Origin of the sequence: Kribbella sp. NPDC056345 (assembly GCF_042262745.1) — a bacterium.
Classification (GTDB): domain Bacteria; phylum Actinomycetota; class Actinomycetes; order Propionibacteriales; family Kribbellaceae; genus Kribbella.
Genome location: NZ_JBHJQQ010000002.1, coordinates 225,632 through 239,884 on the forward strand (window position 1 = coordinate 225,632; position 14,253 = coordinate 239,884).

The window sequence follows — 14,253 nt, forward strand, 5'->3', positions numbered from 1 at the left end:
GGGCCTCGGCGAGCAGTCGAACTAGACCACTTGCTCCGGGACGACCCCGATGGCCGTGCGGTGGTGCTGCGGCCGGTCGACCTCGTCCACGAGCGCGATCGCGAGATCGGCGTACGAGATGAGATCGCTCGCGGACGCCGTCGCGACCCGATAGCTGCCCGTCCGGGCCGGCGCAGCGTGGTTGAAGTCGCCGGTCGGTGCCACCGAGACCCAGTCGAGTGGCGAGGCCTGGAAGACATCGAGTGCTGCCTGGTGAGCCAGGAAGAACGACCGGTGCTCGTTCGGATACCCAGGAGTGTCCATCAGCAGCGTGCCGTCCGCGGTCGGCAGGATCGTTGACAACCCGACCCACACCAGCCGCTCGACACCCGCCTTCGACAGCCCGTCGGCCAGCGCGGTTGCAGCCGCCGGGAAGAACGCGGTCGGATCCGACCCACCGTCGTACACCGCGGCGATCACCGCGTCCTGCCCCGCCGCCAACTCGGCAATCCGATCCACGTCCGTCACATCACCGGCAACCAGACCATCGCCGCCAGAACGTGCAACCGCCGTCACCTCGTGACCCCGCCGTACCGCCTCGGAGACTGCTGCCTTGCCCGCGCGCCCACGGGCGCCGATCACCATGATTCTCATGCCGGCGACTGTAGAAAGCGCCCTGGTTACCCATTGGATACTCTGAAAGGCATGGAGGCGTTGCGCGCGGACATGTTCGACGAGATCTGTCCGTCGACCCTGCTCCCGTTCCGGATCGGCCCGGACAAGTGGTCCGCTCTGGTGATCCGATGCCTCGAGGACGGCCCGCGCCGGTACTCCGAACTCCGCGTCCCGCTGGCCCGCGTCACCCCGAAGGTGCTGACCCAGTCACTGCGCGCACTCGAGCGGGACGGTTTCGTTCGCCGTACCGAAGAAACAACGCCCGTACGGCGGGTCACCTACGAGCTCACGGATCTCGGCCACGGCCTGCTCAAGCAGCTCTATGTCATCTGCGACTGGAGTTCCGAGCACTGGGACGAGCTGCTCGACGCCCGCGAATCCTGACCCCGGGGAGCGCCTAGCCTGCGCGCATGCCGCTCCTGTCGAGGCTCGCTGTGGCACTCATTGCCGTCGCCCTGCTCGCGGCCTGCCAGCCCGAGCCGGAGGCCAAGTACGCCAAGGACCTGAACTCCTGCGAGCTCCTGCCCCGCGAGACGGCGCGCCGCATCACGGATGTCGGGCCGGAGCTGGGGCCGGCCGAGGAGAAGACCTGGAACTTCCTCGTCACGTACAAGTACTGCCAGTGGACGTACAAGCAGCCACGAGCGCACTTCTGGTCGTCGTACCAGAAGGGGCCGGTCAAGCGGCAACTGACGATCCGGGCGGAGATCACCACCGCCGAGTCGGGCGGAGCCCCAGCCGTAGCGATCCAGTACGGCGGCCAACTCGACGCCGATCGCAAGTCCGGCTACGCGGTGCAGGAGGTGCCCGGGATCGGCGAGGCCGCCTTCATCGCGACGCAGAAGTACGACGACGGCAGGGAGAGCACCAAGGTGAAATTCCGCCGGTCGAACGCGCTGATCACCCTGAGTCTGAGCGGCCAGGACTGCTGTGCTCGCCAGCAGGGCGAAACCGATATGAAGGCTGCCAATCGGCGCGCGACCATCCTCGCCGCGGCGAAAGCGGCCGATCACGCGCTGCTTTCGCGCTGAGCGGTCGCAGACCACCCGCCGTACTGGCCTTCTGACCGCCTGGCCCGGCGGGGGTTCTGTTCGGCGCAGGAGGAGGACTGCTCGGCGATACCAAGGTTCCGCGCACGGCTTTGCGTTGGTAGAAAGGGGGCGGGCGCTCCAGCGCGCCGAAGCCAGCGATGAGGAGTCGTCGACGTGACGAATGCAGAATCACCCCAGGGTGAAGCCCTGTCGAACCTGATGCACGAGGAGCGTCGGTTCGAGCCGCCGGCCGAGCTCGCGGCGAACGCGAACCTGAAGGCGGATGCGTACGAGCGTGCCGAGGCCGACTTCGAGGGGTTCTGGGCGGAGCAGGCCAAGCGGATCACGTGGGCCGTCGAGCCGACCGAGACGCTGGACTGGAGCAACCCGCCGTTCGCGAAGTGGTACGCCGACGGCAAGCTGAACGCGGCGTACAACTGTGTCGACCGGCACGTGGAGAACGGCCTCGGCGACAAGGTCGCCTACTACTTCGAGGGTGAACCCGGTGACACCCGCGAGATCACCTATGCCCAGCTCAAGGACCAGGTCAGCCAGGCGGCCAACGCGCTGCTCGAGCTGAACGTCCAGGCCGGGGACATCGTCGCGATCTACATGCCGATGATCCCCGAGACCGTCGTGGCGATGCTCGCCTGCGCCCGGATCGGCGCCCCGCACACGGTCATCTTCGGCGGTTTCTCCTCCGAGGCCCTGAAGGACCGGATCACCGACTGCGACGCGCGCGTCGTGATCACCTCCGACGGTGGCTACCGCCGCGGTGCGCCGGCCGCGCTGAAGCCCGCGGTGGACGCCGCACTGGTCGACTGCCCCGACGTGCGCAACGTGCTCGTGGTGAACCGCACCGGCCAGGAGACCGCCATGGTCGACGGTCGCGACCTGTGGTGGGAGGACTTCGTCGGCAAGCAGTCGACCGAGCACACCCCGGAGGCGTTCGACGCCGAACACCCGCTGTACGTGATGTACACGTCCGGCAGCACGGGCAAGCCGAAGGGCATTCTGCACACGACCGGCGGCTACCTGGTCGGGACGTCGTACACGCAGTGGGGTGTCTTCGACCTCAAGCCGGACACCGACGTCTACTGGACCGCGGCCGACATCGGCTGGGTCACCGGACACAGCTACATCGTGTACGGCGCTCTCGCGAACGCGACCACGTCCGTGCTGTACGAAGGTACGCCGGACACCCCGCACCAGGGCCGTTGGTGGGAGATCGTGCAGAAGTACAAGGTCTCCATCCTGTACTGCGCTCCGACCGCGATCCGCACGTTCATGAAGTGGGGCAAGGAGATCCCGGCGAAGTTCGACCTCTCCACCCTGCGCGTGATCGGGTCGGTCGGCGAGCCGATCAACCCGGAGGCCTACATCTGGTACCGCGAGAACATCGGCGGCAGCAAGGCGCCGGTCGTGGACACCTGGTGGCAGACCGAGACCGGTATGCACATGATCTCCCCGCTGCCCGGCGTGACCGCCGGTAAGCCGGGTGCGGCGATGAAGGCGATCCCGGGTGTCAGCGTGGACGTCGTCGACGACGCCGGCAAGCCGGTGCCGAACGGATCCGGTGGTTACCTGATCATCGACAAGCCGTGGCCGTCCATGCTGCGCACCCTGTGGGGCGACGACCAGCGCTTCAAGGACACCTACTGGTCGCGCTGGCCGGGCGTCTACTTCGCCGGTGACGGTGCCAAGAAGGACGAGGACGGCGACATCTGGCTGCTCGGCCGGGTCGACGACGTGATGAACGTGTCCGGTCACCGCCTGTCCACGACCGAGATCGAGTCCGCCCTGGTCTCGCACCCGAAGGTCGCCGAAGCCGCCGTCGTCGGCGCCTCCGACCCGACCACCGGCCAGGCCATCGCCGCCTTCGTGATCCTCCGCTCCGAGGCCGGCGACGGCGGACCCGATGTCGTCCAGGAGCTCCGCAACCACGTCGCCAAGGAGATCGGCCCGATCGCCAAGCCCCGCCAGATCATGGTCGTGGCCGAGCTCCCGAAGACCCGTTCCGGCAAGATCATGCGCCGCCTCCTCCGCGACGTCGCCGAGAACCGCGAGGTCGGCGATGTCACCACTCTCGCCGACTCCTCGGTCATGGACCTGATCAAGACCAACCTGGAGGCCGGCAAGTCCGACGAGGACTGACCCGCCGCCGTACGACGCGTTAAGGCCCCAGGACCTCCTGGGGCCTTAGTGTTTTGGTGTGCTGGAAGCGAAGCGGATCGAGCAGACGAACCAAGAGCGGTGGGGGCTGGCCCAGCAGTGGGGGTGGCGGTTCCGGGCGGATGCGCCGGAGCTGGCGGATGCGTGGCGGGTGTTGCCGTTCACGGAGCGGGGGGATCAGCGGATCGCGTTCGGGGCCGTCGACGGGGTGTTCAACCAGGTGCCGTTCGTGGCGTTCGACTTCCATCGGCGGCCCCAGGTCACGCATGTTCATGATGCGTGGACGAACAAGGAGATCAATACTCTCGACGCAGTCACCATCGACTCGGTGTGGGTGGTGAAGCTGCCGATGGCGTTGCCGTTCTTCCAGATTGCGTCGAGTACCGACCCGGCCTTCGACGTCGATCCTTATCCGGAACCGCAGACGCCGGACCGGAAGTTCAACCGGTGGTACAAGCTGATCGACACCGATCCGAACGTCGCGGCGTACTTCCTGCACCCGGAGCTGATGCAGTTCATGCGGAAGCAGAAGCTGCACACCTGGGCGGTGGTCGGGGACGATCTGCTGGCGATGGAGCACCCGATCTTCGGGCGGACCAAGCCGGACGCGATCGTCGAGACACTGGGCAAACTCGTGCAGCTGGTCGGGTTGCTGCCGTTCCAGGCCTTCGCGCAGCCGCCGCGATGACCGCCCTCGTCGCGATCATCCACGCCGGGCTGGCCGCAGCCTGGGTCGGCGGGATGGCGTACTCGTTGTTCGTCGTCCAGCCGAAGCTCAAGCGGTACTTCGGTCCGGACGCGGCCGGCCGGGAGGCGCTCACCACGGTGATTGCCTCCGGCAACCGGTGGAAAGTGGTCGGGCTGATCGCGGCGATCGCGCTGAGCGGGCTGGGGTTGCTGCTGTTCGACTCGGGTCACTGGTGGATCCATGCGGTCAAGGGCCTGCTGTTGCTGATGGCAACGGCCATCTTCTGGTACGTCTCCTGGAAGCACTGGCCGGCCCGGGTCTTCGCCACCGCCGCCGAGGTTCCCGTCCTGCAACGCCGGTTGATCGTCCTCGCCACCACCATGCTCGGGCTGGCCGGGTTCGCCTTCGCACTCGGGGTGCTCGCAACCCACCTATGACGTTCACCACTGGGCCGTAGGAGAACGCCGCCCGGTGTGCCAGGATCTAGCTTCTCTCGTCGGAGGTGATCGCGTTGGAGCAGGAGACCCTGCAACTGCTGGTGAGCATGCACCGGATCGTCCGGTACCTGCGCCGGAGCCGAAGTGCCGTCCTGCACCCGACCCAGTTCCTCGCCCTGATGCTGATCGCCGACGAACAACCGATCCGGATCGGCGAGATCGCCGCCCGCGTGCCCTGCTCCCAGCCCACCGCCACCACCACGGTCGCGGCCCTGGAAGAAGCCGGCCTGGTCCGCCGCGAACCCGACCCCGTCGACGGCCGCGCCACCGCCGTCGTCCTCACCGAAGCCGGCGCCACCACCGTCGCCGACTCCGGCCGCCAGGCCGCCGAGGAACTCGACAAACTCCTGCACCGCCTCGACCCCGACGAACGCGCCCGCGTCCTCCAAGCCGGCGACCTCCTAGACCGCATCGCCCGCGACCTCTGACCCCACTCCGATTTGGCTGGCTAGGCACTCATCTCGAGGGTTAGGCACTCAAATTACGGGTGTAGAACCCACAATTTGGGTGCCTAGCCAGTGAAATGAGGCGCTGCGGGGTGGGCGGGGACTGCGGATAGTCAGGTGGGCGGAGTAGACGAATTCGGCGATGGCCGAAGGGGGGATTCGGGTGGGGGTGAAGGTCTGGTCGGTGGGGCGGGGGCGGGGCAGAATTCTGGTATGATCCGGATTCATTTCAGCGCGGCGGACCTGGGGCGGGTGGTGTTCCCGGCGGAGCCGGAGCCCTTGTGGGAGGCGGCGCTGGCGGCGCGGGCGCTCAGCGCTCCCGCGGCGCGGGACAACCTCCCGCCGGCTGCGCTCCGGTGGCGGCAGGCGGCGGCCCCGCTGGTGTCACCCTCGATGCGGCCGCTGTTCAAGCTGATCGCCCCGAGCGGGTGGTTCCCCGACTTCCTCACGCCGACGGTCTCGACACCAGGCGTGAAGTCGGCCGCCGAACTGCTCTCCGAAACCCCCGCAGAGGTCTTCCGCGAGGAGCTCGACGAACGCTTCCCCCGCGACCCCGACCCCTACCTGCACGGCCTGCGCTCCGGCCAGCCCGCCGCCCGCCAAGCCCTCGGAACCGCGATCGTGGACTTCCACCAGAACGTCCTCGCGCAATCCTCCGACGAGCTGGGCCGCCGGTACGCCGGTGATCTCGCTCAGCGCGCGCACACTCTGATGAACGGCGGTATCGAGGCCCTGCTCACCACCCTGCATTCCGACGTCGAGTGGTCTGCCCCGGTACTCAGTGTCCACACCCGGCGCGCCAACCAGAACCTCGACGTCCACCTCCGCGGCCGCGGCCTCCAGCTCTACCCCTCACCCCTGATCGCCGAGTGCATGGTCGACGACGACCCCCGCCGCCGCCCCATCCTCATCTACCCCTGCGCCGACGCCCCCGCCGCCGAACCCCACAACCCCGACACCGACACCCTCGCCGCCCTCCTGGGCCGAACCCGAGCCGCCGTACTCCGCTCCCTCACCACCCCCGCCAGCACCACCCAACTCGCCCGCCGAGTCCGCATCTCCCTCGCCTCCACCTCCGAACACACCCGAATCCTCCGAGCCGCCGCCCTCATCACCACCCACCGCTCCCAAGGCACCTCCCTGCACTCCCTGACCCCCACCGCCCAAACCCTCCTCACCCAAAACAGCTAGTACGCCGTACGCCGCGCCCGCTAAAGTGAAGTCGCCGAGGGACACGAGTCCCCCGGAAGTGGACCCGGAAGCCTACCGGACGGTGGGCGTGCCGGGTCTCGCGCTTTCTGGGCGGGGATTCCAGGGGTTTCCCGGGGCATCCAGGGGCACGGCTCGGGGCATCCAGGGGCATCCAGGGGCAGATTGGAAAATACTCTTCCGCACGGCGGCGAATCCGCTACAGTTGTTGATGCCGGGGGACACGAGTCCCTCGGAAGTGGACCCGGCAGCTCACCGGACGGTGGACGAGCCGGGTTTCGCGCTTTCTACAGCTCGCGCACCTGGCAGAACGGCGCGACCGCCTGTTTCCACTCGCCGCCACGTGTCCAGCACCAAGCGACTGCGTCCGGTACCCAGAGCAGCGGATCTGCTTTGGCGACCAGCACGTCCCAGCGCAGAGTTTCGTGGCAGCCGAACCGGTGGGTGGCTTCGCGTAGCAGGCGACGGTCGTGGTCACAGGCCGACTCGTCCATCTCGATCACGAGTCGCTCGGACGAGCCTGCGCAGTCCCGGACGATCGCTTCCAGGCACCGACGACGGTTCGTCAGGGTGTCGCGATCCGCTGCGTAGAGATCGACCGCCAGGTTGAAGCTCATGATGACGCCGATGATCTGCTTGCGGCGCGGCGGCCGCTCGTGGTTGAAGTGCAAGCGCTCCTGGCCGGGCAGCAGTAGGTTCCTGAGGGCTTTGCGGTGGACGGCGACGTCGCCGGCCGGACAGTAGGCGGCAGCCATCAAGAAGCCCCTGGACTTGCTTTCGTCTACGAACACGTGGGTCGGCACCCAGCGACTTTTGCATGTGGTGCAAGGGGATCTGCCCCGCGACACCGGGGCATCGTGGGGCAGATCGGGGCAGATGGAGGGGCTTGCAGGGAAGCCCCTCCGGGGGCGGTTAGTTGCGGGTGATGGTGAAGGTTGTGGTGGTGTTGCGGATGTCTACTGCGTTGTTGGACAGGGTGAGGTTGTTGAAGGTGACGTTGCCGACGGCGGGGCCTTGGCCGGGTTCGGGGAGTTCGTTGGCCCAGAGGCCGAAGCCGGACTTGGCGTCGAAGGCGTCGCCGGACTTACGGGCTCCGGTGATGGTGGTGTTGGTGAAGACGGTGTCCGCGACCGGGAACTGGGGCTGACCGCCGACGTAGTTGGTCTGGAACATGATGCCGCTGTAGGTCGGATCGACGATGTCCAGATCACTCACGCGGATCCCCTGGTAGACCTTGGAGGCCGAGAAGATCCACAGCGCCGGGAAGGTCTGGTTGCCCCAGAAGTGGCCGCCGGAGCGGACCAGTGACACGTTCTCGAAGCGGGTCGGTGGGGTGGCGCCGAAGCCGTTCATCGGGATGCCGAAGTCGAGCGAGCTGATCGTGACGCCGGGGTACGTCAGCATGTCCGCGGCGTACAGGTTGCGGAAGACGTTGTTCGTACCGCCGTAGACCGCGAAGCCGGCGGCCCGCCAGGTCAGTGTTGCGGACAGGTTCTCGAAGACGTTGTCCCGGACCTCGCCGCCGCCACCGTCGATGGCGTTGAAGAGGGCGAAACTGTCGTCCCCGGTGGACCGGGCGTCGTTGTTGCTGACGGTGTTGCCGGCCGAGCCGTTGGTCATGTTGATGCCGTCGGCAAACATGTTCCGGATCCGGGAGTTCTTGATCGTCGAATTGTCGGTGTTGGCACCCCAGTAGAGACACATCTGGTGTTCGACCCAGATGTTGTCGATGGTCATGTTCGCGGTGCCGTTGAAGTCGAAGACCTTGCCCGGACCGTCGTTGCGGCTGTCGTAGTTCCCGAAGTACGAGAACCCGCTGAACGTCGACCCGTTCGCCGACGACTGTGCTCCGAACCCGATGTCGGTGTTCGTCTGCGTCTGCGGTGCGACGAACCGTGTGAACCACGGCCCCGCACCGACGATCCGCACAGCCTTGCCGTACACGTTGAACTTCGACGACGTCGGGTACTCACCGGCCGGCAGATACACACCCTGCAGCGTGGCGTCCTGCCGTACTCGGTCGATCGCGGCCTGCACATCCTGCTGACTGAACCCGGCCGGCGTCACGAAGCCCGCGCCAGGGTTGCCAATTGGCGCCACCTGCTCGGTGTCGACGAAGTCGATCGAGTACGTCGTCGAGTTCGCCGGATCCTTCTGCAGCTTGATCTTGGATCCCGCGGGCACGGTCGAGTCGAGCATGATGCTCGCTTCGTCATAGATGTGCCGAGCCGGTCCCGCGCCCGGTGAGTTGCTCGGTCCGGACTCCGACCCGTAAAGCCAGGAGTACTTCGACGTCAGCGGCAACGCCTTGTGGAACGTGCCGTTCACGTACACGTTGATCGTGGAGTTGATCCCGCCCCCACCGGCCGAGTCCGGGATGGAGAACCGGGTGACCAGGGTGTTCGTCGACGCGCGGGTGGTGAACTCGACGTACGAGCCGTTGGCGTTCAGCGTGACCGCACGCCGGCCGGAGGCCTCACCGGCGAGGTCGCCGATGGTCCGGTTCGGCCCGATCACCTGCGCGCCGCCACCCACCGAGGCGTCCTCGGCCTCGAGGTGGTCGTACGGCATGTTCGCGCCGCGACCCACGAAGAACGGTCGCTCGCTGGTGTTGTTGGTCCGCTTCACCGGCAGTTCGTTCGCGTCATCCGCCAGTACGACGCGCGCGGTGTACCGCCCGTTCGCGGCCGTCCAGTTGCCCAGGGCAATGGCCGAGGTGGAAGCACCCGCCGCCAGCGAACCGTTGTACGAACCGGTCAATGTCGCAACAGTCGAGCTCCCGTTCAGCAGTGTCAGCGTGATCCCGTGCGCCCCCGATGCAGTGGCGATACTGCCCTGGTTCTTCAGCACCACCGAGAAGGCGACGCTGTTCCCCGCGGACGGGTTGTTCGATGTCCAGTTGACCGCCGACGCGATCAGGTCCGAGCTGGCAACCGGAGTCACCACGAGCGCGCTCGACGCCGAGGCCGAGTTGTTCGCGTCGTTCTGCTCAATGACCGTGTTCGCTTCATCGACCTTCGCGCTCAGCGTGTAACTGCCCGCGTCCCGCGCACCGATCGACGCACTCACCGTGGTCGACCCACCAGCCGCGATAGCCCCGACAGCCGCCGTACCGACCTTCGTCGTACCGAGGTAGAAGTTCACATCGGTCGCACCAGAAGCAGCCGAGCCCGTGTTGCTGACTGTCCCGCGCACGGTGATCGTGTCCGTCTCGACCGGCGAGGTCGGCGTCCAGGCCAAAGCACCCAGCGTGAGATCCGGGTTCGGCGCCGGTGCACCCATCACCTGGAACTCGGCGACCTGACCGGCCGGTGCACCCGTGTTCGCGGTGAAGTTCAGCCGTACGTCGGCCACCCGGGCACTGACCGGGATGGTCACCAGGTTCCCCGACGACGGACTGAAGTTGTACGACGCACTCGCGACGATCGTGCTGAACGTCGACGAGCTCTGTTCGCGGCCGAGGATCGAGAAGGTCTGCGTCCGCGGGCCCCATGCCGAGTCCGGGTTGAGCCGGATCACGATCGAACTGAGATCGGCGTTGGCGCCGAGCTGGGTGGTCAGCGTGGCTGGGTTGGCGTTGCCTTCCCAGTACGTCGTCACGTTGTCGTCGTTCGCGTTCGTCGCGACGAACGTGTGCACGAACCCGGACGCGGTGATCGGCTTCCCCAGCGCGAGGTTGCTGCCGGGACCCTGACTGCCGTTCCGGGTGACGGTGTTGCTGTTGCCGGACTGGTTGCCAGCGGCATCTTTCGCCCGGACGAAGTACGAGATCGTCGTACTGGTCGGCTGGTTGTCCGTGTAGGTCAGTACGTTCCCGGCCACGCTGGTCCGCAGCTGGCCGTTGGCGTACACGTCGTACCCGGTCACTCCGACGTTGTCGGTGGACGCGGCCCAGGCGAGCCGGATCTGGCCGGCGCCGGGCTCGGTGAAGGACAGGCCCCCCGGGGCGGTGGGTGCCTGTGTGTCGCCGGTGACCGGGCCGTAGACCTCGAGCTCGGACAGCTGCCCGGCCGGCCAGCCGGTGTTCGCGGTGACGCGGATCCGGACGTACCGCACGGTCGCGTTGCCGTAGTCGACGGTGACCGTGTTGGTCGGCGGGTTGAAGGCCCGGGAGGCGGCCGCGGACAGGTCGTTGAAGTTCTGTCCGTCGGTACTGCCCTGGACTGCGATGGTCTGGTTGCGGGCGCCCCAGCCGGCGGTCGGCAGTTTGAGCACGACCTGGTTGGTGGCGATCGACGAGCCGAGATCGACCTGCACCCACTGCGGGAAGGCGTTGTTGGCACTCTCCCAGTAGGTGCCCTGGTTGCCGTCCGTCACGTTCGACGCGACGTAGTTCTGGGTCACGGTGCTCGCGGCGGCAGTCTTACCGGCCGCGAGGTTGGGACCGGCCAGTACGGCGGCGCTCGCGGAAGGACTCTGAGGGACTAACGCACCTGTCGCGAGTGTCGCGGCAAGCAAGGCGGTGAGTAACCGCCAGCGGGGAATTCGCATGGCCTCTCCTGATGGGCGGTGGAGAACGCAACGGAGCAGCGACCACGCGAGAGTTCGGAACTTTCGTAGGTTTGCCAACTTCTTGCGTAGCGCTGGCTCATTGTTACGGCAGCGCTACGAGAGCGTCAACGGTTCGAGAAAAACCCAAAAGGGCCGGCCCGCGAATGCGGACCGGCCCTCTGAGAGTGAGATCAGTGCTTGGTGGCACCTTCCGCGCCGGCGCCGGTGAGCGCGCGGACGGAGAGCTCGGTGTAGCGGGCCTCGGAGGACCGGTCCTTGCCGAGGTAGGTGCCGAGCACACCGCACAGGAAGCCGAGCGGGATCGACACGATGCCCGGGTTCGACAGCGGGAACCAGGCGAAGTCCGCGCCGGTGAACATCGACGTCGGCTTCCCCGACACCACCGGTGAGAAGGCCACCAGGACGACCGCGGAGATGAGGCCGCCGTAGATGCTCCAGACCGCGCCGGACGTGTTGAACCGCTTCCAGAACAGGTTGAACAGCAATGACGGCAGGTTCGCCGAGGCGGCCACCGCGAAGGCCAGTGCCACCAGGAACGCGATGTTCAGCTTCTGCGCCGGGATCGCCAGTGCGATCGCGACCGCACCGATCCCGATCGCCGCGAACCGCGCGACCCGCAGCTCGCTCTTCTCCGACGGCTTCGTCTTCGCGATCACGTTGGCGTACAGGTCGTGGGCGAACGAGGACGCCGAGGTCAGCGTCAGCCCCGCGACCACGGCCAGGATCGTGGCGAAGGCGACCGCCGCGATCAGGGCCAGCAGGATAGAGCCGCCGACCGAACCGGCACCACCGCCGACCACCTCGGCCAGGCTCGGCGAGGCGATGTTCCCCTTGGAGGCCTCGACCGGCGAACCCTTGGCGGTGTTCAGCAGCGCCGCGGCGCCGAAGCCGAGGGCCAGCGTCATCAGGTAGAAGGCGCCGATCAGGCCGATCGCCCACTGCACCGACCGACGCGCGGAGCGCGAGTCCGGCACGGTGTAGAAGCGGATCAGGATGTGCGGGAGCCCCGCCGTACCGAGGACCAGGGCGAGACCGAGCGACAAGAAGTCGATCTGCCCGACCAGGTCCTTGCCGTAGAGCAGCCCCGGCTGCAGGAACGCTTCGCCCTTACCCGAGTTCGCCGCTGCCGCGCCCAGGAGCTTGGACAGGTTGAAGTCGAACTTGAGCATCACCAGGAAGGTGATCAGCACGGTGCCGGTCATCAGCAGCACGGCCTTCACGATCTGCACCCAGGTGGTGCCCTTCATCCCGCCGATCGTCACGTAGATGATCATCAGTGCGCCGACCAGGACGATCACGCCGGCCTTCACGCCCTCGCTCTTCACCCCGAGCAGCAGCCCGACCAGCGAACCGGCGCCGACCATCTGGGCCAGCAGGTAGAAGATCGAGACCACGATCGTGGAGGTGGCGGCCGCGGTCCGGACCGGCTTCTGCTTCATCCGGAAGGCCAGCTGGTCGGCCATCGTGAACCGGCCGGAGTTCCGCAGCAGCTCGGCGACCAGCAGCAGCGCCACCAGCCAGGCCACCAGGAACCCGATCGAGTAGAGGAAGCCGTCGTACCCGTAGAGGGCGATCGAGCCGGAGATACCGAGGAAGGATGCCGCTGACATGTAGTCACCGGCGACGGCGAGGCCGTTCTGGGCGCCGCTGAAGTTGCGGCCACCGGCGTAGTAGTCGGCGGCGGTCTTGTTCTGCCGGGACGCCCACCAGGTGATGTACAGCGTCACGGCAACAACCGCCGAGAACAGCGAGATGGTGAGCACGCGGTTGCCGGGCTCACCGTCGGCGAGAGGAATCAGCATCGGTACGAAGTTCACCGGCGGCGCTCCCTCTTGTACTTGGCGTTCAGGCCGGCGGCCAGCGGATCGAGCTTGCGGTTCGCGAACCGCCCGTAGAGGGCGGCGATCACGAAGGTCGACACGAACTGCAGCAGGCCGAAGACCAGTGCGACGTTGATGTGGCCGACCACCTGCGTCTTCATGAAGTCGCGGGCCCAGTTGTTACAGGCCACGTAGGCCAGGTACCACGCCATGAAGGCGATCGTCCACGGCACCACGAAGTTCTTGTACCGTCGTTTCAGCTCGGTGAAGTCGGCCGCGTCGTGCACGGCCTCGTAGGCGCGGGCATCCCGCTCGCGCACGACATCCTCGTCCATGCGTGCACGTTAGCCGTAAGTAGGTGTTTTGTGACTTATCGGGCGTGTCCGCAATCAAAATGTTTCTACAGACGCGGCGCGACCGGCGCGTCGAGGGTGCGGCGGTAGTTCGCCAGGTCGCTCGGCCGGGTCCGGTAGCACTCGGTGAAGTACGGCATCCGGAGCGGCTCGGGCGGACGCGCGCTGGCGTCGTAGATCGCGTCGACCTGCTCCAGCACCGTCTCGCGGCGGGAGCCGGTCAGCATCGCGATCCGGGAGTGCGACTCCGCAAGCTGCTTCAGGTTGTGCCGATCCAGATCCTGCCAGTGCCGGAACCGGGCGGTTTCCACCCCGTCGAACATGTCCGACTGGAGCAGCGTCGGCACCGGGTCGAACTTGTCGGTGCCGTGGCTGTCGGGGCCCTGGATCGCCTGCATCATCCGGCGCACCCATGGCACCACGACGTCGGCGTTGTTCCAGAGCAGGCCCAGTACGCCGTTCGGGCGCAGGATCCGGGCGATCTCGGGCAGCGCCCGGGCGTGGTCGAACCAGTGGAACGCCTGCCCGACGATGACCGCGTCCACCGAGGCGTGCGCGAGCGGGATGGACTCGGCCGCGCCGACCATGGTGTCGATCCCGGGCCGCTTCCGGCAGACCGACAGCATCTCCTCGGAGGGGTCGACGGCCACCACATCGTGCCCGAGCGACGCCGCGACCGCGGCCAGCTTGCCGGTACCGGCGCCCAGGTCGAGCACCTGCAGCCCGCGCCCCGGACCGAGGATCCAGGTCAGCGCGTCGACCGGGAAGGTCGGCCGGCCCGCGTCGTACGCGGCCGCGACGGCCCCGAACGACGTGGCGCGTGCCGCGTCGGAGGGGCCGGGTGCTGGATCATCGGTGCTCATCACGGTAA

The 14,253-nt window shown here is 67.2% G+C and carries 13 protein-coding genes; 7 read left to right on the plus strand and 6 right to left on the minus strand.

The genetic code is table 11. The features are described 5' to 3' along the window. Positions 1-21 precede the first annotated feature (21 nt). The gene (locus ACFCV3_RS06865; RefSeq protein ID WP_376026879.1) at positions 22-633 is read right to left on the minus strand and encodes an NAD(P)-dependent oxidoreductase; all 612 of its coding nucleotides are present in this window, start codon (positions 631-633) and stop codon (positions 22-24) included. Between the two features lie 51 nt (positions 634-684). Here ACFCV3_RS06865 and ACFCV3_RS06870 point away from each other — a divergent pair, with 51 nt between their 5' ends. The 7 genes from ACFCV3_RS06870 (at position 685) to ACFCV3_RS06900 (ending at position 6,679) form a co-directional block, all read left to right on the plus strand. Next, entirely contained in the window at positions 685-1,038 is a 354-nt protein-coding gene (locus tag ACFCV3_RS06870; RefSeq protein WP_376026881.1) for a winged helix-turn-helix transcriptional regulator, read from the plus strand. A gap of 26 nt (positions 1,039-1,064) precedes the next feature. Beyond that, entirely contained in the window at positions 1,065-1,685 is a 621-nt protein-coding gene (locus tag ACFCV3_RS06875; RefSeq protein ID WP_376026883.1) for a hypothetical protein, read from the plus strand. A 219-nt stretch (positions 1,686-1,904) separates the two neighbouring features. Continuing rightward, positions 1,905-3,839, plus strand: coding sequence for an acetate--CoA ligase (acs, locus tag ACFCV3_RS06880; protein ID WP_376028688.1), 1,935 nt, complete (start codon positions 1,905-1,907; stop codon positions 3,837-3,839). A gap of 58 nt (positions 3,840-3,897) precedes the next feature. Then, a complete protein-coding gene (locus ACFCV3_RS06885) occupies positions 3,898-4,545 on the plus strand; it encodes a hypothetical protein (protein ID WP_376026885.1) in 648 nt (215 codons plus the stop codon). Next, positions 4,542-4,982 carry a hypothetical protein gene (locus ACFCV3_RS06890; protein WP_376026886.1) on the plus strand — a complete coding sequence of 147 codons (441 nt, stop codon included), beginning with the start codon at positions 4,542-4,544 and terminating at the stop codon, positions 4,980-4,982. Before ACFCV3_RS06885 ends, ACFCV3_RS06890 begins: the two co-directional genes overlap by 4 nt. A 65-nt stretch (positions 4,983-5,047) precedes the next feature. After that, positions 5,048-5,470, plus strand: coding sequence for a MarR family winged helix-turn-helix transcriptional regulator (locus ACFCV3_RS06895; protein ID WP_376026889.1), 423 nt, complete (start codon positions 5,048-5,050; stop codon positions 5,468-5,470). Positions 5,471-5,701: 231 nt separating this feature from the next. Continuing rightward, entirely contained in the window at positions 5,702-6,679 is a 978-nt protein-coding gene (locus tag ACFCV3_RS06900; RefSeq protein WP_376026892.1) for an ArsR/SmtB family transcription factor, read from the plus strand. A 305-nt stretch (positions 6,680-6,984) separates the two neighbouring features. Here ACFCV3_RS06900 and ACFCV3_RS06905 read toward each other — a convergent pair whose 3' ends face one another. From ACFCV3_RS06905 to ACFCV3_RS06925, 5 genes are all read right to left on the minus strand, one after another. After that, positions 6,985-7,452 carry a hypothetical protein gene (locus ACFCV3_RS06905; RefSeq protein ID WP_376026895.1) on the minus strand — a complete coding sequence of 156 codons (468 nt, stop codon included), beginning with the start codon at positions 7,450-7,452 and terminating at the stop codon, positions 6,985-6,987. Positions 7,453-7,609: 157 nt separating this feature from the next. Further along, complete coding sequence (locus ACFCV3_RS06910; protein ID WP_376026898.1) at positions 7,610-11,188, minus strand: discoidin domain-containing protein; 3,579 nt, start codon at positions 11,186-11,188, stop codon at positions 7,610-7,612. Positions 11,189-11,379: 191 nt separating this feature from the next. Further along, on the minus strand, positions 11,380-13,011 hold the full coding sequence (locus tag ACFCV3_RS06915; RefSeq protein WP_376028690.1) for a cation acetate symporter: 1,632 nt from the start codon (positions 13,009-13,011) through the stop codon (positions 11,380-11,382). Positions 13,012-13,022: 11 nt separating this feature from the next. Then, on the minus strand, positions 13,023-13,364 hold the full coding sequence (locus ACFCV3_RS06920) for a DUF485 domain-containing protein (RefSeq protein WP_376026900.1): 342 nt from the start codon (positions 13,362-13,364) through the stop codon (positions 13,023-13,025). Positions 13,365-13,429: 65 nt separating this feature from the next. Next, on the minus strand, positions 13,430-14,245 hold the full coding sequence (locus ACFCV3_RS06925; RefSeq protein WP_376026903.1) for a class I SAM-dependent methyltransferase: 816 nt from the start codon (positions 14,243-14,245) through the stop codon (positions 13,430-13,432). Positions 14,246-14,253: the final 8 nt, after the last annotated feature.

What these genes read in the sequence shown, in the direction of transcription:
- ACFCV3_RS06865 (WP_376026879.1), bottom strand. Translation starts at nt 633, where the DNA reads ATGAGAATCATGGTGATCGGCGCCCGTGGGCGCGCGGGCAAGGCAGCA.
- ACFCV3_RS06870 (WP_376026881.1), top strand. Translation starts at nt 685, where the DNA reads ATGGAGGCGTTGCGCGCGGACATGTTCGACGAGATCTGTCCGTCGACC.
- ACFCV3_RS06875 (WP_376026883.1), top strand. Translation starts at nt 1,065, where the DNA reads ATGCCGCTCCTGTCGAGGCTCGCTGTGGCACTCATTGCCGTCGCCCTG.
- acs (WP_376028688.1), top strand. Translation starts at nt 1,905, where the DNA reads ATGCACGAGGAGCGTCGGTTCGAGCCGCCGGCCGAGCTCGCGGCGAAC.
- ACFCV3_RS06890 (WP_376026886.1), top strand. Translation starts at nt 4,542, where the DNA reads ATGACCGCCCTCGTCGCGATCATCCACGCCGGGCTGGCCGCAGCCTGG.
- ACFCV3_RS06900 (WP_376026892.1), top strand. Translation starts at nt 5,702, where the DNA reads ATGATCCGGATTCATTTCAGCGCGGCGGACCTGGGGCGGGTGGTGTTC.
- ACFCV3_RS06905 (WP_376026895.1), bottom strand. Translation starts at nt 7,452, where the DNA reads ATGGCTGCCGCCTACTGTCCGGCCGGCGACGTCGCCGTCCACCGCAAA.
- ACFCV3_RS06910 (WP_376026898.1), bottom strand. Translation starts at nt 11,188, where the DNA reads ATGCGAATTCCCCGCTGGCGGTTACTCACCGCCTTGCTTGCCGCGACA.
- ACFCV3_RS06915 (WP_376028690.1), bottom strand. Translation starts at nt 13,011, where the DNA reads ATGCTGATTCCTCTCGCCGACGGTGAGCCCGGCAACCGCGTGCTCACC.
- ACFCV3_RS06920 (WP_376026900.1), bottom strand. Translation starts at nt 13,364, where the DNA reads ATGGACGAGGATGTCGTGCGCGAGCGGGATGCCCGCGCCTACGAGGCC.
- ACFCV3_RS06925 (WP_376026903.1), bottom strand. Translation starts at nt 14,245, where the DNA reads ATGAGCACCGATGATCCAGCACCCGGCCCCTCCGACGCGGCACGCGCC.